This window comes from Paraburkholderia sediminicola (assembly GCF_046026895.1).
GTDB lineage: Bacteria > Pseudomonadota > Gammaproteobacteria > Burkholderiales > Burkholderiaceae > Paraburkholderia > Paraburkholderia sediminicola_C.
This window is the reverse complement of sequence record NZ_JAQQEU010000072.1, coordinates 1-26,093: the sequence shown is the minus strand read 5'-3', so window position 1 is coordinate 26,093 and position 26,093 is coordinate 1. Positions and strand designations below refer to the sequence as shown.

At 62.7% G+C, this 26,093-nt stretch carries 24 protein-coding genes and 1 pseudogene; 7 read left to right on the top strand and 18 right to left on the bottom strand.

Annotation, left to right across the window (positions count from 1 at the left end):
• Positions 1 to 20: 20 nt before the first annotated feature.
• The 4 genes from PQR02_RS32335 (at position 21) to PQR02_RS32320 (ending at position 4,234) form a co-directional block, all read left to right on the top strand.
• Positions 21 to 1,022 (top strand): ABC transporter permease, encoded by a 1,002-nt coding sequence (locus PQR02_RS32335; protein WP_408241277.1) that lies wholly within the window; start codon positions 21 to 23, stop codon positions 1,020 to 1,022.
• A gap of 91 nt (positions 1,023 to 1,113) precedes the next feature.
• Entirely contained in the window at positions 1,114 to 2,013 is a 900-nt protein-coding gene (locus PQR02_RS32330) for a sugar-binding protein (protein WP_408241311.1), read from the top strand.
• 28 nt (positions 2,014 to 2,041) lie between these two features.
• The gene (locus PQR02_RS32325; protein ID WP_408241274.1) at positions 2,042 to 3,544 is read left to right on the top strand and encodes a sugar ABC transporter ATP-binding protein; all 1,503 of its coding nucleotides are present in this window, start codon (positions 2,042 to 2,044) and stop codon (positions 3,542 to 3,544) included.
• A gap of 33 nt (positions 3,545 to 3,577) precedes the next feature.
• Positions 3,578 to 4,234 carry an aspartate/glutamate racemase family protein gene (locus PQR02_RS32320; RefSeq protein ID WP_408241271.1) on the top strand — a complete coding sequence of 219 codons (657 nt, stop codon included), beginning with the start codon at positions 3,578 to 3,580 and terminating at the stop codon, positions 4,232 to 4,234.
• Here PQR02_RS32320 and PQR02_RS32315 read toward each other — a convergent pair.
• The 5 genes and pseudogenes from PQR02_RS32315 to guaB all read right to left on the bottom strand — a co-directional run bounded on the left by PQR02_RS32315 (position 4,209) and on the right by guaB (position 10,215).
• A complete protein-coding gene (locus tag PQR02_RS32315; RefSeq protein ID WP_408241308.1) occupies positions 4,209 to 4,988 on the bottom strand; it encodes a Crp/Fnr family transcriptional regulator in 780 nt (259 codons plus the stop codon). The two genes, PQR02_RS32320 and PQR02_RS32315, sit on opposite strands and share 26 nt — an antisense overlap.
• Before the next feature lie 399 nt (positions 4,989 to 5,387).
• Positions 5,388 to 5,969 (bottom strand): annotated as a pseudogene (locus PQR02_RS32310) (tyrosine-type recombinase/integrase); the annotation flags it as partial.
• Positions 5,970 to 6,190: 221 nt separating this feature from the next.
• Positions 6,191 to 7,774, bottom strand: coding sequence for a glutamine-hydrolyzing GMP synthase (gene guaA / locus PQR02_RS32305; protein ID WP_408241268.1), 1,584 nt, complete (start codon positions 7,772 to 7,774; stop codon positions 6,191 to 6,193).
• Positions 7,775 to 7,989: 215 nt separating this feature from the next.
• A complete protein-coding gene (locus tag PQR02_RS32300) occupies positions 7,990 to 8,748 on the bottom strand; it encodes a hypothetical protein (RefSeq protein ID WP_408241265.1) in 759 nt (252 codons plus the stop codon).
• 6 nt (positions 8,749 to 8,754) lie between these two features.
• Complete coding sequence (gene guaB / locus PQR02_RS32295) at positions 8,755 to 10,215, bottom strand: IMP dehydrogenase (protein ID WP_408241262.1); 1,461 nt, start codon at positions 10,213 to 10,215, stop codon at positions 8,755 to 8,757.
• Positions 10,216 to 10,607: 392 nt separating this feature from the next.
• Between guaB and PQR02_RS32290 the strand changes: the two genes are divergently transcribed.
• Entirely contained in the window at positions 10,608 to 11,585 is a 978-nt protein-coding gene (locus PQR02_RS32290) for a DMT family transporter (RefSeq protein ID WP_408241305.1), read from the top strand.
• Between the two features lie 262 nt (positions 11,586 to 11,847).
• Here PQR02_RS32290 and PQR02_RS32285 read toward each other — a convergent pair whose 3' ends face one another.
• Complete coding sequence (locus tag PQR02_RS32285) at positions 11,848 to 12,180, bottom strand: RnfH family protein (RefSeq protein ID WP_408241259.1); 333 nt, start codon at positions 12,178 to 12,180, stop codon at positions 11,848 to 11,850.
• A complete protein-coding gene (locus tag PQR02_RS32280) occupies positions 12,177 to 12,614 on the bottom strand; it encodes a type II toxin-antitoxin system RatA family toxin (protein WP_128592344.1) in 438 nt (145 codons plus the stop codon). Before PQR02_RS32280 ends, PQR02_RS32285 begins: the two co-directional genes overlap by 4 nt.
• 100 nt (positions 12,615 to 12,714) lie before the next feature.
• Between PQR02_RS32280 and smpB the strand changes: the two genes are divergently transcribed.
• Positions 12,715 to 13,161: an SsrA-binding protein SmpB gene (gene smpB, locus PQR02_RS32275; protein ID WP_408241255.1), complete on the top strand. Its 447-nt coding sequence runs from the start codon at positions 12,715 to 12,717 to the stop codon at positions 13,159 to 13,161.
• Between the two features lie 136 nt (positions 13,162 to 13,297).
• On the opposite strand, the gene PQR02_RS32270 is transcribed toward smpB, so the two are convergent.
• The 3 genes from PQR02_RS32270 to ppsA form a co-directional block, all read right to left on the bottom strand.
• Positions 13,298 to 14,230 carry an SPFH domain-containing protein gene (locus tag PQR02_RS32270; protein ID WP_408241252.1) on the bottom strand — a complete coding sequence of 311 codons (933 nt, stop codon included), beginning with the start codon at positions 14,228 to 14,230 and terminating at the stop codon, positions 13,298 to 13,300.
• Positions 14,231 to 14,335: 105 nt separating this feature from the next.
• On the bottom strand, positions 14,336 to 14,791 hold the full coding sequence (locus tag PQR02_RS32265; RefSeq protein WP_408241250.1) for an NfeD family protein: 456 nt from the start codon (positions 14,789 to 14,791) through the stop codon (positions 14,336 to 14,338).
• 175 nt (positions 14,792 to 14,966) lie between these two features.
• The gene (ppsA, locus tag PQR02_RS32260; RefSeq protein WP_408241247.1) at positions 14,967 to 17,372 is read right to left on the bottom strand and encodes a phosphoenolpyruvate synthase; all 2,406 of its coding nucleotides are present in this window, start codon (positions 17,370 to 17,372) and stop codon (positions 14,967 to 14,969) included.
• Between the two features lie 536 nt (positions 17,373 to 17,908).
• Here ppsA and ppsR point away from each other — a divergent pair.
• Positions 17,909 to 18,724, top strand: coding sequence for a posphoenolpyruvate synthetase regulatory kinase/phosphorylase PpsR (ppsR, locus tag PQR02_RS32255; RefSeq protein WP_149668291.1), 816 nt, complete (start codon positions 17,909 to 17,911; stop codon positions 18,722 to 18,724).
• A 19-nt stretch (positions 18,725 to 18,743) separates the two neighbouring features.
• Here ppsR and PQR02_RS32250 read toward each other — a convergent pair whose 3' ends face one another.
• The 8 genes from PQR02_RS32250 to bamA all read right to left on the bottom strand — a co-directional run.
• Positions 18,744 to 19,529 carry a TrmH family RNA methyltransferase gene (locus PQR02_RS32250; RefSeq protein ID WP_408241243.1) on the bottom strand — a complete coding sequence of 262 codons (786 nt, stop codon included), beginning with the start codon at positions 19,527 to 19,529 and terminating at the stop codon, positions 18,744 to 18,746.
• Between the two features lie 73 nt (positions 19,530 to 19,602).
• Positions 19,603 to 20,364, bottom strand: coding sequence for a ribonuclease HII (rnhB, locus tag PQR02_RS32245; protein WP_408241241.1), 762 nt, complete (start codon positions 20,362 to 20,364; stop codon positions 19,603 to 19,605).
• The gene (lpxB, locus tag PQR02_RS32240; RefSeq protein ID WP_408241238.1) at positions 20,361 to 21,530 is read right to left on the bottom strand and encodes a lipid-A-disaccharide synthase; all 1,170 of its coding nucleotides are present in this window, start codon (positions 21,528 to 21,530) and stop codon (positions 20,361 to 20,363) included. The genes rnhB and lpxB overlap by 4 nt, the downstream gene beginning before the upstream one ends.
• 3 nt (positions 21,531 to 21,533) lie before the next feature.
• Complete coding sequence (lpxA, locus tag PQR02_RS32235) at positions 21,534 to 22,322, bottom strand: acyl-ACP--UDP-N-acetylglucosamine O-acyltransferase (protein WP_408241235.1); 789 nt, start codon at positions 22,320 to 22,322, stop codon at positions 21,534 to 21,536.
• A 109-nt stretch (positions 22,323 to 22,431) separates the two neighbouring features.
• On the bottom strand, positions 22,432 to 22,896 hold the full coding sequence (gene fabZ / locus PQR02_RS32230) for a 3-hydroxyacyl-ACP dehydratase FabZ (protein ID WP_006048683.1): 465 nt from the start codon (positions 22,894 to 22,896) through the stop codon (positions 22,432 to 22,434).
• 183 nt (positions 22,897 to 23,079) lie between these two features.
• Positions 23,080 to 24,216, bottom strand: a complete 1,137-nt coding sequence (gene lpxD / locus PQR02_RS32225) for a UDP-3-O-(3-hydroxymyristoyl)glucosamine N-acyltransferase (RefSeq protein ID WP_408241232.1) — start codon at positions 24,214 to 24,216, stop codon at positions 23,080 to 23,082.
• 96 nt (positions 24,217 to 24,312) lie between these two features.
• On the bottom strand, positions 24,313 to 24,834 hold the full coding sequence (locus PQR02_RS32220; RefSeq protein WP_188130690.1) for an OmpH/Skp family outer membrane protein: 522 nt from the start codon (positions 24,832 to 24,834) through the stop codon (positions 24,313 to 24,315).
• Positions 24,835 to 24,880: 46 nt separating this feature from the next.
• A partial coding sequence (gene bamA, locus PQR02_RS32215; protein ID WP_408241229.1) for an outer membrane protein assembly factor BamA occupies positions 24,881 to 26,093 on the bottom strand: 1,213 nt, incomplete at its 5' end.

The following is a 26,093-nucleotide window of genomic DNA, read 5'->3' as shown; positions in this document are numbered from 1 at the left end:
AACGACACCAGGAGACATCCGTGACCGCCCTTCTGTCCAAGCGAGAACCACAGCAAGGTGAAGTACGGCCTCTGCGCACGGTCCGTGCGTGGCTGAAAATTCGTGAACTTAACATCCTGTCCGTACTGCTTCTGGTCGGGATCCTGATCAGCATTTTTTCGCCGTATTTCCTGACCACCAACAATCTGATGGGCGTGTTCCGGTCGTTCTCGCTGATCGCCATCATGTCGATCGGGATGATGCTCGTGATCATCACGGGGGGCATCGACCTGTCGGTGGGTTCGGTGATGGGCCTTTCGTCCCTGGTTACCGCGCTGGCTTTCCAGCATGGCTTCGGCGCGTGGGCTGCGATTCTCGCCGGCCTGGGCGTGGGACTCGTCGTCGGAAGCTTCAACGGCTTTCTGATCACGCGGATTCAGTTGCCGCCGTTCATCGCCACGCTCGGGACACTGAGCATCGGACGCGGCCTGATGTACATCATCACGAAAGGCGTCCCTGTCACGCCGGAAGTGCCGGACAGCTTCACGTTCATCGGCCAGGGCTATATTGGCTTCGCTCCGTCCCCCGTGATCATCATGCTGCTCCTGACGATCTGCTTTTCCGTGATCATGCGCGGCACGCGTTTCGGACGGCACGTCTACGCAACGGGCGGCAACGAAATGGCGGCACGGCTGAGCGGTGTGCGAACCAATCGTGTGAAGTTTTCGGTGTATGCCCTGTCAGGGCTGATCGCCTCGATAGCGGGCGTCATTAGCTTCTCTCGCTTTGTGTCGGCCGAGCCCGCATCCGGCTTCGGTGCTGAGCTCGACGTGATCGCCGCGGCAGCGATCGGCGGAGCAAGCCTGTCGGGAGGCGCGGGCAGTGTCGAAGGCGCGATCATCGGGGCCGCGCTCGCCGGCATCATCACCAATGGCGTGGTGCTCCTCAACATCGACACCTACGCGCAACAGACCATCACTGGCTGCGTGATCCTGATCGCGGTCGGCATCGACATCTGGCGCGTTCGCGGCAAAGGCCGCTAGGCCGCTCCATTTCACCAACTCCAAATCATTCACCCAAGGAGACAACATGTTGAAAAAATCGAGCCTCGTTCTGGCGGGCGGTATTGCGGCAATGTCGATGACGCTCGCATCCGGCGCATACGCCAAGGACGCGAAGGACATTTCCGTCGCAGTGGTCCCCAAAGTAGCTGTGCCTTTCTTCGACGACTGCAACAACGGCGCAAAGGGAGCAGCCGACAAACTGGGCGTCAAGTATCAATGGGTTGTGCCGCAAAACACCCAGGGCGCGACGCAGGTGCAGATTATCGAGAATCTGATTTCAAAGCACGTCGACGGCATTGCAATTTCGGTCAACGAGCCCAAGTCGGTCGAAAGCGTGATGAAGCGCGCTGCGCAAAGCGGCATCAAGGTGCTCACGTACGACTCGGATTCGCCTAAGAGCGGGCGCACGATGTATATCGGCACCAACAATGAATCCGCCGGTGCGACGATGGCCGAAACCATGGCAAAAGCGCTTGGCGGTAACGGTGAAGTGGCGATCGTGACGGGGCAACTGGGCGCAGTGAACCTGAATGAACGAATCAGCGGCATCAAGAAAGGGCTCGCACGCTATCCGGGAATCAAGATCGTCGAGACGCAAGGCACGGATGACGACCTCGCGAAGGGCGTCTCAGTGGTCGAGACGACGTTGCGGGCGCATCCCCAGTTGAACGGCATCTTCGGCGTGAGTCAGGTGGGCGGTCCCGCCACAGCCAAAGTGCTCAACACGAAGGAGTTCGGCGCGATGAAGGGCAAGCTCGAGGTGCTTGCATTCGACGATCTTCCCGACACCCTGAAGGGTCTTCGCGATGGTTCAATTCAGGGCATCATGGTTCAGCGCCCGGTGACGATGGGTAAGCTCGCCGTCGAACATCTCGTCGCACAGATCGACGGCAAGGATGCGCAGTCGAAAGACATCGATACCGGCGTGACGGTCGTGACGAAAGACAACATCGGCAGTTACACGAAGTAGCCTTCGCATGCTGCCAGGGAGGAGGTCCATGACGCTATTTCTAGAGGTGCGCAACATTTCCAAGACGTTTCCCGGCGTCAAGGCGCTGAACCGCGTGAACCTCGAAATCCGGCGAGGCGAGGTACTCGCGCTCGCCGGAGAAAACGGCGCGGGCAAAAGCACTCTGATGAAGATCCTGACGGGCGTGTATGCGCCCGATCCGGGCGGCAGCATCCTGATCGACGGCAAGGAGACCGCGCTGCGCGATAATAACCACGCGCGCGCGCTCGGCATCGGGATCATCTATCAGGAACTGTCCGTCGTAGAAAATCTGAGCGTCGCAGAGAATATCTTTCTTGCGAAAGAGCCGCTCGGACGGCTGGGTTTGATCGACCGCGCCCGCATGCACAGCGGTGCGCGCGAAATCCTGAAGACCATCGACCTAGACCTCGACCCCGCGACCCGCGTGAGCGAATTGAGCGTCGGGCAACAGCAGATGATCGAGATTGCGAAGGCGATTTCCGACCAGTCGCAGGTCATCATCATGGACGAACCGACAGCTTCGCTTAGCCATCACGAAACCCGCACGCTGATGGAACTCATCAAGAAGCTGCGCCAGAAAGGCATCTCGATCATCTATATTTCGCACCGTCTGGAAGAGGTGTTCGAACTCGCCGATCGCATCACCGTCTTGCGCGACGGGAGCACCGTAGATACGTTACCGGCTGCAAGCGTCACCCGCGAATCGCTAGTCCGCAAGATGGTCGATCGAGAACTGAGCGAGCTCTACGCTGCGCCGGTGTCGCATGCAACCGCCGAACCTGTGCTGCAAGTCCGCAACCTCACGCTGCGCGCTACAAGGTCGGCCGACGCACGGATTCGCGACGTCAGCTTCACCTTGCATCGCGGCGAGGTGCTGGGGATCGCCGGCCTGGTGGGATCGGGGCGCACGGAGATCATGGAGATGATCTTCGGAATGCGCCCGTATACTGGCCAGATCGCCGTCGACGGCAAGCCTGTCTCCATCCGCAATCCGCACAATGCAATCGAGCACGGCATCGGCTTCGTGACCGAGGACCGTAAAGCGCAAGGCCTGGTGCTCGGCATGAGCGTGCGCGAGAACTTTAGCCTCACGCACCTCGCCCGCTATTCGCCGTTCCAGTTTCTGCAGCGGGCAAAGGAAGACGAAAGTTGTCGGCAATTCGTTCGCACACTTGACGTCAAGACGACGACCATCGAACAGAAAGTTGTGAATCTCAGCGGCGGCAATCAGCAGAAGATCGTCATTGCGAAATGGGTGGCGCTCAATCCGAAAGTCCTGATCGTCGACGAACCCACACGCGGGATCGATATCGGCGCGAAGGCAGAAGTGCATGCGCTGCTGACACGGCTGGCCGCAAGGGGTATCGGCATCATTGTGATCTCGTCGGATCTGCTGGAAGTCCTGGCGGTCAGCGACCGGATTCTCGTGGTGCGCGAGGGACGCCTAAACGGCGAACTGAGTCGCGAAGAAGCAACCGCGGAGCGCGTGATCGCGGCTGCTACCGCTTGAACAACACCTTACCAGCAACGGAGTCTCAACCCCATGACCACCATAGTCGTAGTTCACACTGGGCCGGTGACGGTTCAACCCATCAAGGAGCAGTTTCAGCAGTTATTGCCCGATGCACGTGTGATCAACATCGTCGATGACAGTCTGCTCAACGACGTCAGAACCGCGGGTCATCTGACGCCTGAGGTGACGAGCCGGATTTACAACTATATGCAGAACGCGCAGTCGATGGGTGCCGACATTATTCTCAATGCCTGTTCTTCTGTCGGCGAAGCGACCGATGTGCTGCGCGGCATGATCCGCACGCCGATCGTCAAGGTCGACGAATCGATGGCCGAACAGGCCAGTGCCATAGGTCCGCGCATCGGCGTGGTGGCCACTGTATCGACCACACTTGAACCCACGGTGCGGCTCATCAGGAAGAAAGCACTCGAGCACGGCAGGCAGGCCGACGTCGTGGAGCGCATTGCAGAAGGCGCTTTCGATGCGCTGCTAGCCGGCGACGCTGCGCGGCACGACGACATCCTCCGACGCGCCATCGTCGAACTGGCTGCCGAAGTCGATGTCGTGGTGCTCGCGCAGGTCTCGATGGCCCGTCTCGTACCTGCGCTTGGCGAACTGCGCGTGCCCGTGCTATCGAGCCCGCGCAGCGGCGTGGAGGCTGTCAGGCGTGCTTTGGCTCAGCATTGAGCGCATCGATGCTTCTCATCCGCAAGGGGGCCAGCGCAGACGGCTTCCCTGTGGGTGTTGCACGCCACGCCGGCAGAAACTGCGCAACAAAGGCAGGCGTCAGCACGATCTTCCTCTCGTGCATGTCGGCAAGGCCCTCGGCCTTGAGGTCACTGAAGTGGCGGTTGACCGACTCTCGCGACGTGCCGATGAATTCTGCGAGCTTGTCCTGAGGAATCGACAGGTCGATTAGCACGGCGTCTTCCTTTTCGCCGTATGTGAATTGGCAACCGATCTGGCCCGCGAACATGACCAGAATGTTCGTGAGCCGCTTGCGCACGTCATGCAGCGAAAGGTTCTCGATGAGTTGCTGCGCTTCCTTCCAGCGCCGATAGTGGCTTGTCAGTACGAACTGGTTGATCACGTCATATCGCAGCAGCAGCTGCTTGAAATCCGCTTTGCGGATGTAGCAGATCATGGAGGGCGCCATCGTTTGCGCGTGATGTGAGTAATTCGCTTCGTTGAGCACGTCGCCGTCGCCGAAGATCATGCCGGCTTTGATAAACGATAGCGTGATTTCCTGACCATCCTCGGTCAGCTTGTAGAGACGCACGCTCCCGGTTTTCAGCAGGTAGACGTGTTCGCTCAAATCTTGGGGCTTATAGACGACGGTGTTCTTGCGCAGATTCCGGTGATCGCTGAAAGCGGGCATGACCTCATCGAGGCAATGGCGTTCGATTAGTGACAGCAGCTCGCTTTTTCCGACAAACCACATAGTTGTCTCCTGAATACTTGCATCGAAGATTCGGACAGCTGGCGGACCCTCTTCTTTTCTTATGTCCTCGGGAAGCCGGGTGGGCGCCGAATATTCTACACAAGAACCTGCGTGTTTCGCCGATACCGACGCGGACTGCGGAGCGCCTCGCCAGTTGCTAAAGGGTCGAGGCTGTGTCAAAACCGTAAATCTGTAGGTTTTTGAGGGTCGCATTTACCCCTTACCGAGACCTGCGGAAGCCGTTGTAGGCCATTCTCGCAAGCCGATTTCGACAGCCCCCGATTGAAGCGTGCGTTTTGACACAGCCTCGGCCCTGAAGAGACATTCGTCTTTCTCGTAAGCCGCCATTCACCGCGTACCAACGTGGAGTTTCACGCGCACAACCCGTTTTGTCTTGACGGTAGGCCGGATGGCCTCAGCTGGATTGTCGACGTTCAGTCCTCTCGCCCGCACGAAACGATAGACCTGCTTAACGATGTCGCGGGCTTGCACTGCCGGAGCGGCTGCGCCTCGCTCCTTGATCTTCTCGCACCTGGCCATCAGGCGCGGCGGCGTGATCTCTTCAAGTTTCAGGCGCCCGAATTCCGTCGCGAGATTCCGGTCGTAGACAGACTTCCTCATCGCACGCGTCGACTACGCAAGGCTGACTTCCGCGAAGTACTTACGCTTTTCGACCTTGGCTCTTGACGGACTGATCCCCTGCTCGACTTCCCGGCGCGCCCGTTCGAGAAGGAGCCTCGCTTCAACAAGACTGAGCGACATACCGAAGGTCAATTCGTGCATCTCGCGTACGCCTTTTGCGGGGAGCCTGGGATCGTAGCGGCCAATGACCAGGGTTTCCCGTCGGCCTTTCAGGCGATAGTCAAAGCGGAAGCTGACCACGCCCGACAGCGTAACCGCCACGTACAGGCCCCGCTGGACGGCCACCTTGTAGATCCTGCCGGCAGGCTTGAGCGCCCGCAATTCTAGGTCGGTAAGCATGCATTCTCCGTGAACTGATACCGTCACCTGATACCGTCACGCGTCGTGACGGTATCGCGTTGGATCGTCCGCAGAGCACGATGCTATACCGTCAAACATATCGTCGGTAGCGCCCAGCTGTTGTCAGTCCCCATTAGACCATATTAGGCAATAAACCCTTGATTCTGTGGTGAAAAGCGAGGGAGCTTAGATGACTGCAGACTGCCGCAGAGCATCCTGAATTACTCCCACTCGATCGTCGCCGGCGGCTTGCCCGAAATGTCATACACGACGCGGTTGATCCCGCGCACTTCGTTGATGATCCGATTCGACACATGCCCCAGCAGATCATGCGGCAGATGCGCCCAATGCGCGGTCATGAAGTCCAGCGTCTGCACCGCTCGCAGCGCGACGACGTACTCGTAGGTCCGGCCGTCGCCCATCACGCCGACGCTCTTCACCGGCAGGAATACCGCGAACGCCTGGCTCGTCAGGTCGTACCACGACTTGCCGGTTTCCTTGTCGATGAAAGTGCGCAACGTCTCGATGAAAATCGCGTCCGCGCGGCGCAGCAGGTCCGCGAAATCGCTCTTCACTTCGCCGAGGATCCGCACGCCCAGGCCCGGCCCGGGGAACGGATGGCGATACACCATCGCCGGCGGCAAACCGAGCTTCACGCCGAGTTCGCGCACCTCGTCCTTGAACAGTTCGCGCAGCGGTTCGAGCAGCTTCAGATTCAGCGTCTCGGGCAGGCCGCCCACGTTGTGGTGGCTCTTGATGGTCTGCGCGGCCTTCTTGCCCTTGCCGGCCGATTCGATCACGTCCGGATAGATCGTGCCTTGCGCCAGCCACTTCGCGTCGGTCAGCTTGCCGGCTTCAGTCTGGAACACTTCGACGAATTCCGCGCCGATGATCTTGCGCTTCGCTTCGGGGTCGGTCACGCCGGCCAGCTTGCTCAGGAACACGTCGCTCGCGTCGACGTGAATCACTTTCACGCCGAGGTGATCGGCGAAGGTGGCCATCACCTGCTCGGCTTCGTTCAGGCGCAGCAGGCCGTGATCGACGAACACGCAGGTCAGCTGATCGCCGATCGCGCGATGCAGCAGCGCCGCAGCCACCGACGAATCCACGCCGCCCGACAGCCCCAGGATCACGTGCTCGTTACCCACCTGGTCGCGAATCTTCGCAACGGCTTCGTCGATATAGTTGCCCATTTCCCAGTCGGGCTGCGCGCCGCAAATCTTCAGCACGAAGCGCTCGAGCATTGCGCGGCCCTGCACCGTGTGGGTGACTTCCGGGTGCCATTGCAGACCGTAGAAACGACGCTTTTCGTCGGCCATCGCCGCGATCGGGCACGATTCCGTCGAGGCCATCAGCGCGAAACCCGGCGGCATTTCCAGCACCTTGTCGCCGTGGCTCATCCACACCTTCAGCATGCCGTGGCCTTCGGCCGTGGTGAAATCGCTGATGCCTTCGAGCAGGCTCGTGTGGTTGCGCGCGCGCACTTCGGCATAACCGAATTCGCGCAGATGGCCGATGTCCACCTTGCCGCCCAGTTGTTCGGCCATGGCCTGCATGCCGTAGCAGATGCCGAGCACCGGCACGCCGAGTTCGAACACCGCTTGCGGCACGCGCGGCGTGTCCGTTTCGGTGACCGAGCTCGGTCCGCCGGAGAGAATCACGCCCTTCGGCGCGAAGTCGCGAATGAACGACGCATCGACGTCGTACGGATGAATTTCCGAATACACGTTGGCTTCGCGAACGCGACGTGCAATCAGTTGGGTGACTTGCGAACCGAAGTCGAGGATCAGGATCTTGTCATGCATGGCAGCGGACGGAGTCAAAAGTGAGCGGATACGGAATGCCGCGCACAAAGCGCGGCGTTGAATTCAAAGCAGTCCAAGTGGGAACGATCGGGCATGCAACATCACGATGAAGCGTACTGGCGCATCCCGCGCCGCAGCCATCTGCCTGCGGCGGGCGCGAACGAAAGCGCGAACGAACTCCGGTAGCTTCGGCGGACGGCGTGGCGCGCAGCGCCTCAGCCATGAGACGGAGGCCGGGGCGCGCCGGGCGCGTCGGCGGCGGCATTGCGGGCGTCGTCGCGCGCTGCCCGGGCAGCGCGTTCGGACTCCGTCAGGCCGGCTTCGCCCGCCACCGGATGCACCGGATGACTCGGCGCCGCCGAAGCGGGGCTGACGGGACCAACGGGTCCAGCAGGATTGACAGGCCGGGTAACCGGCACGACGGGTTCGACCACCGGCTCGGCGCGATAGACCGGAAAGCCCGCAGTGACGGGCGGCTCCTGCGCGGCTTCACGCTCAGCCTCGCGGCGCCTCGCGGCTTCTTTGTCAGCCTGCTTTTCAGCCCGGCTCGCAGAGGACTTGACCACGATCCCCTTCTCACGCCGCCGCACCGCGCCTGACAAACGCACTCCACCGAGACCGATCAGCACCAGCAGCACACCGGCCAGCACCGCGACGATCTGCCCGAAACCGGTCAGCGACGGCTTATGCAGGCCGAGCAGCCAGACCAGCATCAGCACGCCGGTCAGCCAGTTCACATGACCGACGACCTTGGCGACCGTCGACGTCAGCGCGCCGTCGAACGACGCGTGCAAGGCCAGCCACGCGAGCCCGATCAGCGCCACGCCAAACCCCTGCCCGACCAGAGCCGGCTGGGTCTGCACCAACTGCAGCGCGTCGTACAACGAAGTCCAGGGCGTCAGCAGGAACAACAGGCCGAACGCAAGCAACAATAAGGCATCGAGGATGAGTACAACGCGCAGCAGTGGCTTCATTGGCGTTTAGTCCACGTGGTAGTTGGGCGCTTCCTTGGTGATTTGCACGTCATGCACATGCGACTCGCGCAGGCCCGCGCCGGTGATCTGCACGAATTCCGCCTTCTCGTTCATCTCGGCGATCGTGCGGCAGCCGCAGTAACCCATGCTGGCGCGCACGCCACCGATCAGCTGGAACAGGATCGCATTGACCGAGCCCTTGTACGCGACGCGGCCTTCGATACCTTCCGGCACCAGCTTGTCGATGTTCGCGGAGTTGTCCTGGAAGTAGCGGTCCGCCGCGCCGTCCTTCATCGCGCCGACCGAACCCATGCCGCGGTACGACTTGTACTGACGGCCCTGATACAGGAACACGTCGCCCGGCGCTTCCTCTGTGCCGGCGAACATGCTGCCCATCATCACGGCGTTCGCGCCCGCTGCCAGCGCCTTGCTGACGTCGCCCGAGAAGCGCACGCCGCCGTCGGCGATCACCGGCACCCCGGTACCCTTCAGCGCTTCGGACACGTTGGAGATCGCGGTGACTTGCGGCACGCCCACGCCGGCGACGATGCGCGTGGTGCAGATCGAGCCCGGACCGATACCGACCTTCACGCCGTCCGCGCCGTACTCGACGAGCGCCTTCGCGGCCGCCGCGGTGGCGATGTTGCCGCCGATCACTTCGACGTGCGGGAAGTTCTGCTTGACCCACTTAACGCGCTCGAGCACGCCCTGGCTGTGGCCGTGCGCGGTATCGACGACGATCACGTCGACGCCCGCCTGCACCAGCAGTTCCACGCGTTCTTCGTTGTCCGCGCCGACGCCGACCGCGGCGCCCGCGCGCAGCTTGCCGTGTTCGTCTTTACAGGCGTCCGGGTGTTCGGTTTGTTTGGTGATGTCCTTGACGGTCATCAGGCCGCGCAGTTCGAACGCGTCGTTGATGACCAGCACGCGCTCGAGGCGGTGACTGTGCATCAGCGCCTTCGCTTCGGCGAGCGGCGTGCCTTCCTTGACGGTGACGAGGCGCTCGCGCGGCGTCATGATCGCGCGCACCGGCTCGTCGAGACGCTCTTCGAAACGCAGGTCGCGGTTCGTGACGATACCGATCAGTTGCGCGCCTTCGACGACCGGAAAGCCCGAAATGCCATGCTGCTGCGACAGCGCGATCACGTCGCGCACTTTCATCTGCGGCGGCACCGTGATCGGATCGCGCACGACGCCCGACTCGAAACGCTTGACCTTGGCGACTTCACGCGCCTGCTCGGCCGGCGTGAGGTTCTTGTGGATGATGCCCACGCCGCCCATTTGCGCCATCGCGATCGCGAGACGTGCTTCGGTGACGGTATCCATCGCGGCGGACACGAGCGGCATATTCAGGGAGATGTTGCGGGTCAGCCGGGTCTTGAGGCTGGTGTCGCGCGGCAGAACATCGGAGAAGGCCGGGACGAGGAGCACGTCATCGAACGTGAGTGCTGTTTGGATCAGACGCATGGCAAATCCTATAGGCGCAAAAGCGAATTATACGCGATACCTCCCCGGTTTTCACTGCACGAACAGCAGCTTAGCGAATTTCAGGCAATTTTTTTCGCGACTTCCGGCCTGCCGATTTCGCTTGGCTGTTCGCGTCGGGTTCAATCGGGATTCGTTTGCGCGATCAGGACCAACCCGCGCGCTAGCGGCGTCCGGACGCTCGCCTTTCAGGCTGACAGATGGAGCGGCAGTCGCGTCGCGCGGGCGTCGCCATGGTCCTGCGGCGCGACGGAAAACGCGCAGCAGCGCGCACGAAACCGCTCAAAATCCGCTCGAATGCAGAATCGAACAAGACGCGCAGCCCGCCGACCGGCTATTCTCCGGGCCATTCGAGTTATTTGCAGGGGCAGTCGATGCAGCGCGGTGTGGCATATGGAGTGATGGCCGGGGCCTTATGGGGCATGGTGTTTCTGGTGCCGCGCGTGCTGCCAGACTTTTCGCCGCTGCTGCTGAGCGCGGGCCGCTACACGATGTACGGCATCGTCTCGCTGGCCGCCGCGCTGCCGATGGCGCGCTCGCTCGTCAAACGCCTGACGCGCGAGGATCTGGGCGCGCTCGTCAAGCTGGCGCTGGCCGGCAATCTCATCTATTACCTGCTGCTGACGGCCGCCGTCCATCTGATCGGCATTGCGCCGGCATCGCTGATCGTCGGCGTGCTGCCGGTCACGGTAACGCTGCTCGGCCGCCGCGATCATGGCGCAGTGCCGCTTGCCCGCCTCGCATGGCCGCTCGCGGTGGTGATGGCGGGCATCGTCTGCATCAACATCGACGTGTTCACCGTGGCCGGCAGTACGCCCGTGAGCGTCGCCACCAAGCTGCTCGGGGTCGCCTGCGCGGTCGGCGCGCTGGGCTGCTGGACGTGGTTCGCGGTCGAAAACGCGCGCTATCTGCAGCGTCAGACGCACTTCAGCGGCAACGAGTGGTCCGTGCTGTGGGGCGTGGTGACGGGGGCGCTCGGCGCGGCGCTGTGGCTCGTGATCGCGTTGCTGCCGTCGGGCGGCCCGCAAGGCGAGCTTGCCGACCCGCGCTGGCACACGTTCTGGATGCTGAACCTCGGCCTCGCGATCGGTGCGTCGTGGCTCGGCAACGGACTGTGGAATGCCGCATCGAAACGGCTGCCGCTGACGCTGTCCGGCCAGATGATCGTGTTCGAGACGCTCTTCGCGCTGCTCTACGCGTTCATCTACGACCAGCGCCTGCCGCGTCCGCTGGAACTGGCGGCCATCCTGCTGCTGGTGGCCGGAGTGTGCTGGTCGGTGCGCCAGCATGCGGACGATGATTCGGCGGAAGTCGGGCGTATCAAGGAAAAGGCGCAGGTTTCGGCGCCTTGAGAGGGAGTGCGGGAGGGCGCGCCACGTTGCGGTGTCGTCGCGCTCCGTGACCGGCAACGCACCGTTTTCGGCGCACTGATGGGACGACGCGAATGCGGCCAGCGCGGCGTTCGTATCGCTCCTTCATGCCGGGTTCGACCATCACTGATTCAACGCGAATCAACGCGGCCAGCGGCCCGGTTCACAGCGGTTTGCGCCAACGAGGCGCCCCCGGAGGCGCCTTTCAGCCCCAAGCCGCGCTACCCGCACTCGCCCGCCCCGCCTACCGCGAATCGCGATTCTGCCAGCGGCGCCCTTCTATCGACCCCGCCTTGCGGGTCTTCTCCACCCGGCGTTGACGCGACAGCTTCGGGTCCACCAGCAGCGGCCGGTAAATCTCGACGCGATCGTGGTCGGCCAGCACCGCGTCGAGCGGCTTGAGCTTGCCGAACACGCCCACCTTCTGTGTGGCGAGATCGATCTGCGGATAGCGCTGCAGGATGCCGCTCGCGTCGAGCGCCTGTTGCAGCGTGGCGCCTTCGGGCAACTCCACGGCGATCAGCGCCTGCCCTTCAGGCGCCGCGTAGCAGACTTCGATCGACAGGCGCGCGCTCATGCCTTACCGTAGCGCTGATCGGCGCGCTTCACGAAAGATTCGACGAACGTATTGGCGATGTGATTGAACACCGGCCCAATGATCTTTTCGAGGATGATGTTGGTGAATTCGTAGTGCAGCGCGAATTCGATCTTGCAGGCATCCGCGCGCAACGGCGTGAAGCGCCAGAAGCCGGTGAACTTGCGAAACGGGCCGTCCGCGAATTCCATGTCGATGCGCGTGGGACGCTCCATGCTGTTGCGCGTGGCGAAATGCTGCTTGATGCCCTTGAAGTTGATGTCGATCTTCGCCTCCATGCTGGTATCGTCGCGGTGGCGGATTTCGACTCCCCCGCACCAAGGCAGGAAGTTGGGGTAATCGGCGACGTCGGTGACGAGGTCGAACATCTGTTCCGCCGAATGGCGGATCAACACGGTTTTCTGGACATCCGCCATAAATTGAACAGCACGTGGCAAGGGTGGACAAGCGCCGCGGGCTTTCCTTGCCCCGCTTTGCTAAAATCGTGATTTTAAACGAGTTGGGCACTTTCCATTCATGAGCATTATCGACAACAGAAAAGCCTTCTACGACTACTCGGTCGAAGAACGCTACGAAGCAGGGCTCGTGCTCGAAGGATGGGAGGTCAAGGCGCTGCGCGCCGGGCGCGGCCAGATCAAGGAAGGTTATGTGGTGATCCGCAATAACGAGCTATTCCTGATCGGCACGCACATCAGCCCGCTGCCCGAGGCTTCGACCCATATCCACCCGGACCCCGTGCGCACGCGCAAACTGCTGCTGCATGCCGAAGAGATCAGCAAACTGATCGGCAAGGTCGAGCAGCGCGGCTACACGCTCGTGCCGCTGAACTTGCATTACAAGGGAGGCCGCGTCAAATGCGAGATCGGTCTCGCCAAAGGCAAGAAGCTGCACGACAAACGCGAGACCGAGAAGAAGCGCGATTGGGAACGCGAGAAAGCGCGTTTGATGCGCTCGCCGAGCTGAGCGACACCTGAGACGAGGCGCCTGCCCCAGCACGTCTAACCCATCGCCACCGCGCCGCGAGCGCGCGACAAAAAATGGCCCGCACACTCTGCGGGCCATCTGTTTTTGCAGCAGGTGAATCCGCCTGCTGCAACGCCTACCGCGCGTCGGCCGCGTCCTTGCCCTTGCTCACGATCGTCAGCGCCGATGCGATCATCGTGCTCATGTCCGCCAGGTTGCCCGGCACGATCAGCGTGGTGCCCTGCTTCGCCAGATTGCTGAACGCGTTCACGTATTGTTCGGCCACCTTCAGATTCACCGCCTCCATGCCGCCGTTCGACTGAATGGCCGCCGCGATTTTCTGGATTGCCTGCGAGTTGGCTTCGGCCACAGCGAGAATCGCCGACGCCTGGCCCTGTGCCTGATTGATCGCCGCCTGCCGCTCGCCTTCGGACTTCTGGATCGCCGCTTCGCGGCCACCCGACGCGATATTGATCTGCTCCTGCTTGCGGCCTTCGGACGCGGCGATCAGCGCGCGCTTCTCGCGCTCGGCGGTGATCTGTGCCTGCATCGCATGCAGGATTTCCTTCGGCGGAGTCAGGTCCTTGATCTCGTAGCGCAGCACCTTCACGCCCCAGTTCGCCGCCGCTTCGTCGAGCGACGACACGATGCTGTGGTTGATGAAATCGCGCTCCTCGAAGGTCTTGTCGAGTTCCAGCTTGCCGATCACCGAGCGCAGCGTGGTCTGCGACAACTGCGTGATCGCGAACACGAAGTTGCTCGACCCGTACGACGCCTTCATCGGATCGGTGACCTGAAAGTACAGCACGCCGTCCACCTGCAACTGCGTGTTGTCGCGCGTGATGCAGACCTGGCTCGGCACTTCGAGCGGAATTTCCTTGAGGATGTGTTTGTACGCGATCCGGTCGACGAACGGAAACGCGAAGCTCAAGCCCGGCGTCAGCGTGCTGTGATACCGGCCGAGGCGCTCCAGCACCCACGCATGCTGCTGCGGCACGATCTTGATGGTCTGCGACGCCAGCACGATCACGACGATCAGCAGCACTGCCCCGACGATGGTTGAATCCATACTTGCCCTCCGGTCTCTGTGATTCGAATAGTTGTGCGTATTGACTAGAATGCGGTCACAAACGCGGCACAAACGCGGCACAAGCTCGCACACAAGCGCGTGCGCTCAGGCCGCGCTCGCGTTGGCTTTCGCCTGCCGGCTCGCCACCACGACGAGACAACTGCCGCGCAGCTCCGTGATTTCGTAGAGCCGCGCATCTTCGGGCTCGCCCGCAGCCAGTTCGACGTCCCATGCCGCGCCACGGTAACTGACGCGCGCCCGGCGCTCGTGCCACGCCGGCACGGTCAGCGTCTGACCGATGTCCAGATTGACGTCCGGATTACGCGACGCCTTCTCACGCTTGCGGCGGCCAAAGCGCGAACGCCTGAGCAGCACGACCGCCGCCAGCGCGACGACCGCGGCCACCGCGAACTGCACGTCGGCCGCGGCGCCGGCCAAGTGCGCAAGCGCGGCGGCCACGCAGCCCAGCGCGATCATCAACAGATAGAAGGTGCCGCTGATCAGCTCCAGCACGACCAGCACGCCCGCCCCGATCCACCAGAACAATCCACCTGGCGCCACGTCGACCTCCACAAAGCAAAACACCCCGGATCTACCGGGGTGTTTATAGCACGAAGCGAGTGCGTTTTAGCGGCCGATACAGTGCGCCTCAACTCGCGCTCGGCGTACCGCACATCACGCTATGCATGCCGCCTGGGAAGCGGCATGCCGCCTGGGAAGCGGCATGCCGCGCGCTTTACTTGCTCGCCGACTTCGCCAGTTGCTGCCACGTCTCGATGATCGTGTCCGGGTTCAGCGAGATCGACGCAATGCCTTCGTCCGTCAGCCATTGCGCGAAGTCTGGATGATCCGACGGGCCCTGGCCGCAGATGCCAACGTACTTGTTCAGGCGCAGGCAGGTTTCGATCGCGCGCTTGAGCATGAACTTGACCGCCGGATCGCGTTCGTCGAAATCGACCGCCAGCAGTTCCATGCCGGAGTCGCGGTCGAGGCCGAGCGTGAGCTGCGTGAGGTCGTTCGAACCGATCGAGAAACCGTCGAAGAATTGCAGGAATTCTTCGGCGAGAATCGCGTTCGACGGCACTTCGCACATCATGATCAGGCGCAGGCCCTTTTCGCCGCGCTTCAGGCCGAACTTCTCCAGCAGCCCGACCACGCGCTCCGCCTGCTTCAGCGTGCGCACGAACGGCACCATGATCTCGACATTGTCGAGGCCCATCTCTTCACGCACCTTCTTCAGCGCGATGCATTCCATCTGGAACGCTTCGGCGAAGTCTTCGGCGATGTAGCGCGATGCACCACGGAAACCCAGCATCGGGTTTTCTTCGTCCGGCTCGTAACGCGAACCACCGATCAGCTTCTTGTACTCGTTCGACTTGAAATCCGACAGACGCACGATGACGGGCTTCGGATAGAACGCCGCAGCGATCGTCGCGATCCCTTCGGTCAGCTTGTCGACGTAGAACGCGCGCGGCGATGCGTGACCGCGAGCGACGCTTTCCACCGCCTTCTTCAGGTCCTGATCGACGTTCGGGTATTCGAGAATCGCCTTCGGGTGAACGCCGATGTTGTTGTTGATGATGAATTCGAGCCGCGCCAGACCCACGCCTGCGTTCGGCAGTTGCGAGAAGTCGAAGGCGAGTTGCGGATTGCCGACGTTCATCATGATCTTCACCGGAATCGGCGGCAGTTCGCCGCGCTGCACTTCGGTGATCTCGGTTTCGAGCAGGCCGTCGTAGATCCGGCCTTCGTCGCCTTCCGCGCACGACACGGTCACGAGCGCGCCGTCCTTCAGCACGTCGGTTGCGTCGCCGCAGCCGACCACCGCCGGCACGCCCAGCTCACGCGCGATGATCGCCGCGTGGCAGGTGCGCCCGCCGCGGTTCGTGACGATCGCCGACGCGCGCTTCATCACCGGCTCCCAGTTCGGGTCGGTCATGTCGGCGACCAGCACGTCGCCCGGCTGCACACGGTCCATTTCCGACGGATCGTGGATCACGCGCACCGGACCCGCGCCGATCTTCTGGCCGATCGCGCGGCCCGTGGTCAGCACGTTCGACTGACCCTTCAGCTTGAAACGCTGCTCGGCCTTGCCCGACGCCTGGCTCTTCACCGTTTCCGGACGCGCCTGCAGAATGAAGATCTTGCCGTCGCGGCCGTCCTTGCCCCACTCGATGTCCATCGGACGCTGGTAGTGCTTTTCGATGATGACCGCGTACTTCGCCAGTTCGATCACATCTGCGTCGGTGATCGAGAAGCGGTTGCGCTGTTCGTGCGACACGTCGACGGTTTTCACGCGGCCCTGCTCGCCGGCCTTGGTGAATTCCATCTTGATCAGCTTCGAGCCGATCGAGCGGCGGATGATCGGGTACTTGCCCTGTGCGAGCGTGGTCTTGAAGACGTAGAACTCGTCCGGATTCACCGCGCCTTGCACGACGGTTTCGCCCAGGCCGTAACTCGACGTGATGAAGACGGCGTCCTTGAAGCCCGATTCGGTGTCCAGCGTGAACATCACGCCTGCCGCGCCGACGTCCGAGCGCACCATGCGCTGCACGCCCGCCGACAATGCGACTTCCGCGTGAGTGAAGCCCTTGTGGACGCGATAGGAGATAGCGCGGTCGTTGTACAGCGACGCGAATACGTGCTTCATGCGATCGAGCACGTCGTCGATGCCGACCACGTTCAGGTAGCTTTCCTGTTGACCCGCGAACGACGCGTCCGGCAAGTCTTCCGCCGTTGCCGACGAGCGCACGGCAAACGACAGCTCTTCAGGCGAGCTGTTCTGGAGCGTGTCGAACCCCGCGCGGATGTCCGCCTCGAGCTGCGGCTGCAGCGGCGCGTCGACGATCCATTGACGGATTTCCTTGCCCGCTTCGGCGAGCGCCTTCACGTCGTCGACGTCGAGCGTTTCGAGACGTTTGGCGATACGTTCAGTCAGATTGTTGTGATGCAGGAAGTCGCGGAAAGCCAGCGCCGTGGTGGCGAAGCCGGTCGGCACCCGCACGCCGGCTTCAGCGAGCTGACTGATCATCTCGCCAAGCGACGCGTTCTTGCCGCCGACAATCTCCACATCGGTCATCCGCAACTGCTCGAACGGAACTACATACGCCTTGTCCTTTGCGACGGTAACTGCGTTAGTCATACAAGCCCCTAAGTGTGAAAGAAATTCACGGCTGTGCAAGTGGGCTTGAACACGGGACGCCCATTGGAAGCGTGATCCGTGTCTTGCACAACCTGTTGGAGAAGCAATCGCAGTAAAGGCAGCGGCGCCTACTGCAGCGTAGCGCGTCAGAAATGCAACGAAGGAAGCGAATGGCCGAGCTTACCGGCCGATCCACCCCATTCACCGCTAGTTACCGGCCGAAATCGTCGCGTTGAACGACCGTTCGCGGTCAGTTAGGCGCCAATCGCCTGCAATTGCTTATCCAACAGGTTGCCGCTATTCTACCGTGCCGACTCCTGAAATGTGGCAGTCGGACGAGAATTGCGCCTCGAATCGCGCCCGGCACCGGCCGACGGGCTTTTTGCGAGGCTCCGCCGCCATCCGGGCGCGGTTGGGGCGCCCACGGCGCGCTGCGTCGACGACACTGCCCTCACCGGTTAGCCACCGGGCAGCGAACTCACCGCAGCGATGTTTGATTCGAGCGCTTTTTGCCGCTCACGTTCCCAGCTCCACTGATGCCGCCCACCGTATTCATCGTCTCCGACGGTACCGGGATCACTGCCGAAACCTTCGCGCATTCGATCCTCTCCCAGTTCGACCAGAAATTCCGTCTGGTTCGCGTGCCTTTCGTCGACTCGACGGAAAAGGCCTACGCGACGCTCGAAAAAATCAACGAAGCAATCCAGCAGGACGGCCGCCGTCCGATCGTGTTCACTACGCTGGTGGACAGCGCGTCGAATCAGATCGTGAAAGGCTCGAACGCGCTGGTGCTGGATATGTTTCAGACCTTCGTCGAGCCGCTCGAACAGGAGCTGGAGCTGAAGTCGAGCCACGCGATGGGCCGCGGCCACCAGAACGCCGACACCGAGGAGTACAAGAACCGGATCGAGGCGATCAATTTCTCGCTGGCTCATGACGACGGTCAATCGAACCGCAATCTCGCCGACGCCGACGTGATTCTGGTCGGCGTGTCGCGCAGCGGCAAGACGCCGACGAGCCTGTATCTGGCGATGCAGTACGGCGTGAAAGCGGCCAACTATCCGCTCATTCCGGAAGACTTCGAGCGCGGCAAGCTGCCCACGCCGCTGCTTGCGCATCGGCCGAAGATGTTCGGCTTGTCGATCGATCCGCAGCGTTTGTCGGAGATTCGCAACGAGCGCCGTCCGGGCAGCAAGTACGCGGCGCCGGAAAACTGCCGCTACGAGATCAACGAAGCCGAGACGATGATGCGGCGTGAAGGGATCAAGTGGTTGTCGTCGACACATAAGTCGATCGAGGAGATCGCGACGACGATTCTGCAGGAGATCAAGCTGGACCGGCCGGCGTATTGAGCCGCCGCGCTCAAAACCGTCACGCGCGCCCGCGTTGCTGACGGCACTGTTCGAATACGCAGACGGCCGCCGCGGCCGCCACATTCAGCGACTCCATGCCGCCAGGCTGCGGAATCGTCACCCGCAACGAGACCGCGTCGCGCCAGATCTGCGAGACGCCCGCCCCTTCGTTGCCGAATACCCACGCGAGCGGTCCGCTCAGATCGCAATCATAGATCGCCTCGGCGCCGTGCGAATCCGTGATGACGACCGGCACCGCGAGACGCTCGATCAGCGCGAACGCTTCGATATCCTCATGAATCTGCAACAGGAAGTGCGCGCCCATGCCCGAGCGCAGCACTTTCGACGACCATGCGTACGCCGTGCCCGGCGCGCAGAACACCTGCTGAATGCCGGCGGCAGCCGCGCTGCGCAGGATCGAACCGACATTGCCCGCGTCCTGCACACCGTCGAGCACGATGCAGGTCTGCGCGACGCTCGCGGGCAGTGGCGTGGCGAGTTTTTCGACCAGCAACAGAATGCCGACCCCATGCACCACGTTCGACAACTGGCCAAACAGCGCGTCCGGCAACGTCACGATGCGCTGATCTTCGATGCGCGACACGATCGCTTGCGCTTCGTCGTGCCGCAATGCGCCATCGGTGACGATGCACATTTCCGGCTGACCCGCGACGTCGAGATACGCGCTCGCGAGATGAAACCCTTCGAGCAGCGCGTGGCCGCTGCGACGCTGTTGATGCGTCGAGCCGGCCAATGCCTTCAGGCGCTTGTAGAGCGGATTGTCCCGCGAGGTGATGGCTTTCACAGGCAGCGAAGACGGTGAGAATGAGGAAAAGAATGAGCGACGCGTGAGAAGGCTCGCGGCGCTCGGGTGAGGTTCAGGTGCCGATGTATTCGCCGAACGCGTCGTCGTCGGCGATCGCGTCTGCCAGCGTGCCGGGCACGACGACCATGTCGGCGGCCGGCAGCGGCACGCCCGTGCCGAAGCGCAGATGCGCTTCGCGCACCGGCGCGAATGAGCGCCGATGATGCTCACAAGGTCCATGCTCGCGCAGCGCCGCGAGATGCTGCGGTGTGCCGTAGCCGGCATGGGCATTGAAGCCGTACACCGGATAGCTCTGATGCAATTCGAGCAGCATCCGGTCACGCGTGACTTTGGCCAGGATCGACGCCGCAGAAATGCTCTTGACGAGCGCGTCGCCGCCGATCACCGCTTCGCTGCGGATGCTCAGCGTCGGACAGCGATTGCCGTCTATCTTCACGAGCGTGGGCACCACCGACAGACCTTCGACCGCGCGTTTCATCGCCAGCATCGTGGCGTGCAGGATGTTCAGCGAATCGATTTCCTCGACCGTGGCCGACGCGACGCAGTATGCGAGCGCCCGGTCGACGATCTTCTCGTACAGCTCATCGCGCTTTTTCGCAGTGAGTGCTTTCGAATCGTCGAGCCCGCGAATCATCGGCTTGGCCGGGTCGAAAATCACCGCTGCCGCGACGACCGGACCCGCCAGCGGCCCGCGCCCTGCTTCATCGACGCCGCAGACGATGTCGTCCGCCGCCTCGAAGTTCAGGCCGACCTGCCGCATGGCCACTCCAGCGACGGTAGCGGTCTTGCGGCGGGGTGCGCGTGCCGTGGTCACGGCCGCGCCGTCCGCTTTTCGATGACGCTCGCCACGACTTCCGCCGCACGCTGCGCGGTGTTCTGCTTCAGCACGTGATGCATCTCCGTGAAGATTTCCGTCAGCGTGCGCCGGTTGGCCGCGTCGCGCAACTGTTTCAGCGTGGCTTCGGCGAGCGCCTGCGGGGTGGCGAAGTGCTGCAGGATCTCCGGCACCACGAAACGCCCGGCCAGGATATTCGGCAGACCGACGTACGGCAGATAGCCCTGGCGGCGCATGATCTGGCCGGTCAGCCAGGGCACCTTGTACGAAATGACCATCGGCTTTTTCAGCAGCGCGGCTTCGAGCGTCACGGTGCCGCTCTTCACGAGGATCGCGTCGGCGGCGGTCATCGCGAGCTGCGACTGGCCGTTCGTGATGGTCAGCGCGAGGCCCGGGTGCGCCTCGACCAGTGGCCGCAGCATCTCGCGCAAGGCCGGCGTGGCCGCGGGCATCACGAAACGCAGAGCGGGCTCCTGGTGCTGCATCATTTCCATCGCGGCGAAAAAAGTCGGACCGATCAGGTCGATTTCCGAGCGCCGGCTGCCCGGCAGCACCGCGATGATCGGCCCCTGTTCAGCGAGGCCGAGCGCACGGCGCGCGCCGAGCGTGTCAGGCACGAGCGGAATTTCGTCAGCGAGCGGGTGCCCCACGTACGATGCCGCAACGCCCGCCTTTTCCAGCAGCGCCGTTTCGAACGGGAACACGCACAGCATGTGATCGACCGCTTTGGCGATCTTCTTGATGCGTCCGCCGCGCCACGCCCAGATGGACGGACAGACGAAGTGAACGGTCGGAATACCCGCGTCGCGCAGTGCGTGTTCGAGCCCGAAGTTGAAATCGGGCGCGTCCACGCCGACGAACACGGACGGCGGCTCGGCCAGCAGCTGGCGCTTCAGCTCGTTGCGGATACCGAGAATCTCGGGGATGTGCCGCAGCGCTTCGACATAGCCGCGCACCGTCAGCTTTTCCATCGGCCAGTGGGCGTCGAAACCCGTGGCGATCATGCGCGGGCCGCCGATCCCGTAGTACTGGGTGGCGTCCGGCAGACGGCTCGCGAGACCGTCGAGCAGCGACGCCGCCAACAGGTCGCCGGACGGCTCGCCGGCCACCATCGCGACGCGCAGCGGACTGGGTTGCAATGCCATCGCTTAGCGGATGATGCCGCGTTGCGACGCTTCGACGAATGCGAGCAGCGTGCGCACCGGCGCATCGCCGTCGCCGCCGGCCGACGCGAGTTCGCGCAGTTGCACCTTCGCTTCTTCCAGCGACAGGCCGTTCTTGTACAGCACGCGATAGGCCGTGCGCAGCGCCGAAATCGCATCCGGCGAGAAGCCGCGGCGGCGCAAGCCTTCGACGTTGATGCCGTGCGGCTCGGCCTTGTTGCCGGCGGCGATCACGAACGGCGGGACGTCCTGCACCAGCGCCGACGCGCCGCCCAGCATCGAATGCGCGCCGATGCGCACGAACTGATGCACGCCCGACATGCCGCCGATGATCGCGTGGTCGCCGATCGTCACGTGGCCGGCCATCTGCGCATTGCTCGACAGAATTACGTTGTTGCCGACGTGACAGTCATGCCCGATGTGCACGTACGCCATGATCCAGTTGTCGTCGCCGAGCGTGGTGACGCCCGCGTCCTGCACCGTGCCGGTGTGGATCGTGGTGAATTCGCGGATCGTGTTGCGGTTGCCGATCACGAGCCGGGTCGGCTCGTCTTTGTACTTCATGTCCTGCGGACGGCCGCCGACCGACGCGTAGTGGCCGATGCGGTTGTCTTCGCCGAGCGTGGTGTAGCCTTCGACCACGCTATGCGAACCGACGGTGGTGCGCGCACCGATCGTCACGTGTGCGCCGATCACCGCGTACGGTCCGATTTCAACGGATTCGTCGAGCTGTGCGCCCGGTTCGACGATCGCAGTGGGATGAATCCTGCTCATGCGTCCTCGCTTCTGATTCTGTTGCGTTGTGTGGATGGGCTTCGGCCAAGGCTGGCCGCGCTCGTGTCGAGCCGCTGACCGCCCGGACGCCGGCCGCCTGGACGCGGACTTAAGCGTCTTTGTCCGTGTGCCGGACCGCGCACATCAGGTCGGCTTCCGCCGCCACGACGCCATCCACTTCGGCGCGCGCCTTGAACTTCCAGATGCCGCGCATATGACGCTCGAACGTGCAGTTCAGGATCAGTTGGTCGCCCGGTTCGACGACCCGCTTGAAACGCGCATTGTCGATGCCGACGAACAGGTACAGCGTGTTCGACGGATCGCTCGGCTCTTCCGAAAACGTCAGCAGGGCTGCGGTTTGCGCGAGCGCTTCGAGAATCAGCACGCCGGGCATCACCGGACGGGTCGGAAAATGCCCCTGGAAATACGGCTCGTTGATCGACACGTTCTTCAACGCTTTGATGCTCTTGTGCGGCTCGAGTTCGAGCACCCGGTCGACCAGCAGGATCGGGTAACGATGTGGCAGCAGCGTGAGAATCTTATGAATGTCGAGATTGATTTTTTCGGTGCTCATGGTGTTTCTGCTCACGCATTGACTGCGCGGTGATGACTGCGGATGCTGGTGCAGGTGGTTGAAAACGCGTGCTGCCGGCGCCCGCCATGATCCGGCGGCCGTGCCACCCGGTCACGGCAACCGTCTTTGCTTCGTAATGCTTGCCCGCTATTTTACGCGGTGCTAGCAGCCCGCCCCCGGATATCAGGCCTGGTCGCCTGCGGAATTACTTGTTGTGTCGGCTGCTGAACTGCCCGCTGCAGGGGTCGCGGCATGGCCCGAAGTGTGCGCCGCAGCGTTTTCGAGCGCCCTGATACGGTCGCGAAGCTTGTCGATGTTGCGCAGCAAGGCCGCGCTTTTGTTCCAGTCCGCATGGTTCACGGCCGGGAACGCGCTCGTGTACATGCCGGGCTTCAACAGCGACTTCGACACACCCGACTTCGCGGTGACGATCACATAGTCGGCCAGCGTGACGTGCCCGGCAATCCCGACCGCGCCGCCGATCATGCAATGGCGGCCGATCGTCGTGCTGCCCGCGATGCCCGCGCAACCGGCGATCACCGTATACGCGCCGACCTTGCAGTTATGGCCGATCTGCACGAGATTGTCGATCTTCACGCACTCTTCGATGATCGTGTCGGCCATCGCGCCGCGATCGATCGTGGTGTTCGCGCCGATTTCGACGTCCGCGGCGATCGACACGCCGCCGACCTGCGGAATCTTCACCCAGCTGCCGGTGCGCGCATCGCCCTCGCCGACGAAGTCCGGCGCGAAGCCGAAACCGTCCGAGCCGATCACCGCGCCCGCGTGCACGATCACGCGCTCGCCGAGCTTGCAGCCGTGGTACACGGTGACATTCGGATAGAGATGCGAGTTCGCGCCGATGCCCGTGCCGCGGCCGATCACGACATTGGCGTCGAGCCTCACATGTTCGCCAATCACGGCGCCCGCTTCCACCGTGACGTGAGGACCGATCACCGCGCTCGCAGCGATCTGCGCTGACGGATCGATGGTGGCGCTCGGATGCACGCCGGGCACCGCCCTGGGAGCCGCGAGGTCGATGAAGGTTTGCGCGACGCGTGCGAAGTAAGCGTAAGGGTTCGGCGTGACGATGAAGTTACGACCTTCGCGCGATGCCAGCTTCGCGAGGTCGCCGGCGTTGATCAACACCGCGCCGGCGCGAGTCGTTTCGACCTGCGACAGGTACTTCGGATTGGCGAGGAACGCCAGTTGGTCCGGGCCCGCCTGGTCGAGCGGCGCCAGACTGCCGACGCGCTGCGAACCGTTGCCGACTACCGTACCGCCGAACCGCTGGACGATGTCCTCGAGCGTAAATGCCATGCCTATCCTGTCTCCTGCTGTTCAGTCCAACCTGTCATTGCGGCCACGCGCGGCCGGCTGATGCCGCCTGCCGGTTCGAGGCGCAGCGTGCGCGCCTCAGTTACCCGACGCCGCCAGCGCCTTGAGCACCTGGTCAGTGATATCGATACGCGGGCTCACGTACACCGCTTCCTGCACGATCAGATCGTAGTGCTGCGCCTCGGCGATCTGCTTGATGACCTTGTTGGCGCGGTCGAGCACCGCCGCCAGTTCTTCGTTGCGTCGCTGATTCAGATCTTCGCGGAATTCGCGCTGCTTGCGCTGGAAGTCCGTGTCTAGTTGCGACAGATCGCGCTGCTTCTGCGCGCGATCGGCCGGCGACATCGACGCGCCGTTCTTGTCGAGCGAATCGGACATCGACTTCAGCTTCTGCGCCATGTCGGCAAGATCTTTGTCCCGCTTGGCGAATTCGGCTTCGAGCTTGACCTGGGCGGCTTTCGCCGCTGCCGATTCGCGCAGGATGCGGTCGGAATTCACCGCGGCGATTCTCGCCTCCTGCGCGTGCGCTACCCCGACGCCCAAGGTCATTGCCAGCGCCATTGCGCACGCTACACGTTTCGAAAACATACCGGTTAGCAAAGTCATCCTCTCGATACCGTAGTTTGGCGGGCCGCCGCGGCGGTGATCAGAACGCCGTCCCGATCTGGAACTGGAACTTCTGATACTGGTCGCCCGTGTGCTTCGTGAGCGGGAAACCCAGGCTCAGCTTGAGCGGGCCGATCGGCGAGATCCACGCCAGACCCACACCGTAGCCGTACCGCAAGCCGTTTGCGCCCGTCGACGTCGCGGCGTTGCTTGCGTCCGCCCACACGTTACCCGCATCGAGGAACGTAAAGACACGCAACGTGCGGTCGTACCCGGTGCCCGGCAACGGGAACGTCAACTCGATGTTACCCACCAGCAGCTTCGAACCGCCGATCGGGTCACCCGTTGTCGCATCACGCGGTCCGAGCGAACTCGGCTCGTAGCCCCGCACCGAACCGATACCGCCCGCGTAGTAGTTCTTGAAAATCGGATAAGGCTTCCCGGCCAGGCCCTTACCGTAGCCGCCCTGGAAGTTGAAACCCAGCACGAAGCCGCGCGCAAACGAATAATAGTACTGCGCGTTGAGGTCGGCCTTGTAGTACTGAGTGCCGCCGATCGGCGTGCCGTATTCGGCGTTTGCCTGGGTGAAGTAACCGCGGCTCGGCACCAGTGCGCTGTCACGCGCGTCGCGCGACCAGCCCACCGTGATCGGCACGTTGTTCGACACGCGCCCGAAGTCCTGAACGTACTGCTTGTACGAGGCCGGCGTGTTCGCGTCGACATCCAGCTGATTCTGCTCGAGGCCCGCGCCGAAGTACACCGTGTCGACTTCCGAGAACGGAATGCCGAACTTCAGGTCGCCACCGATCGTGACGATCTTGAAGCTCGAATCCGTCGAGTAGTACAGCGGCTGGTACGTGCGGTAGTAGACGTCGGTAATGCGCTTGATGCCGTCGACCGTGAAGTACGGGTCGACCTGCGTGACCGTCAGCGTACGGTACGTCTTCGCGGTATTGATGTTCACCGCGAGACTCGTGCCCGAACCGAACACGTTGTCCTGCGACACGCCGGCGGACAACACCACCTTGTCGGTCGACGAGAAGCCCGCGCCCAGCGTGATCGCGCCGGTCGGCTTTTCGGCCACCTTGACGTCCACGTCAACCTGGTCTGGCGTGCCTTCAACCGGCACCGTGGTCACGTCGACATCGGTGAAGTAGCCCAGACGGTTGATCCGGTCTTTCGACAGCGCGAGCCGGTTCGAGTCGAACCACGAGCTTTCCAGCTGGCGCATTTCACGGCGCACCACTTCGTCG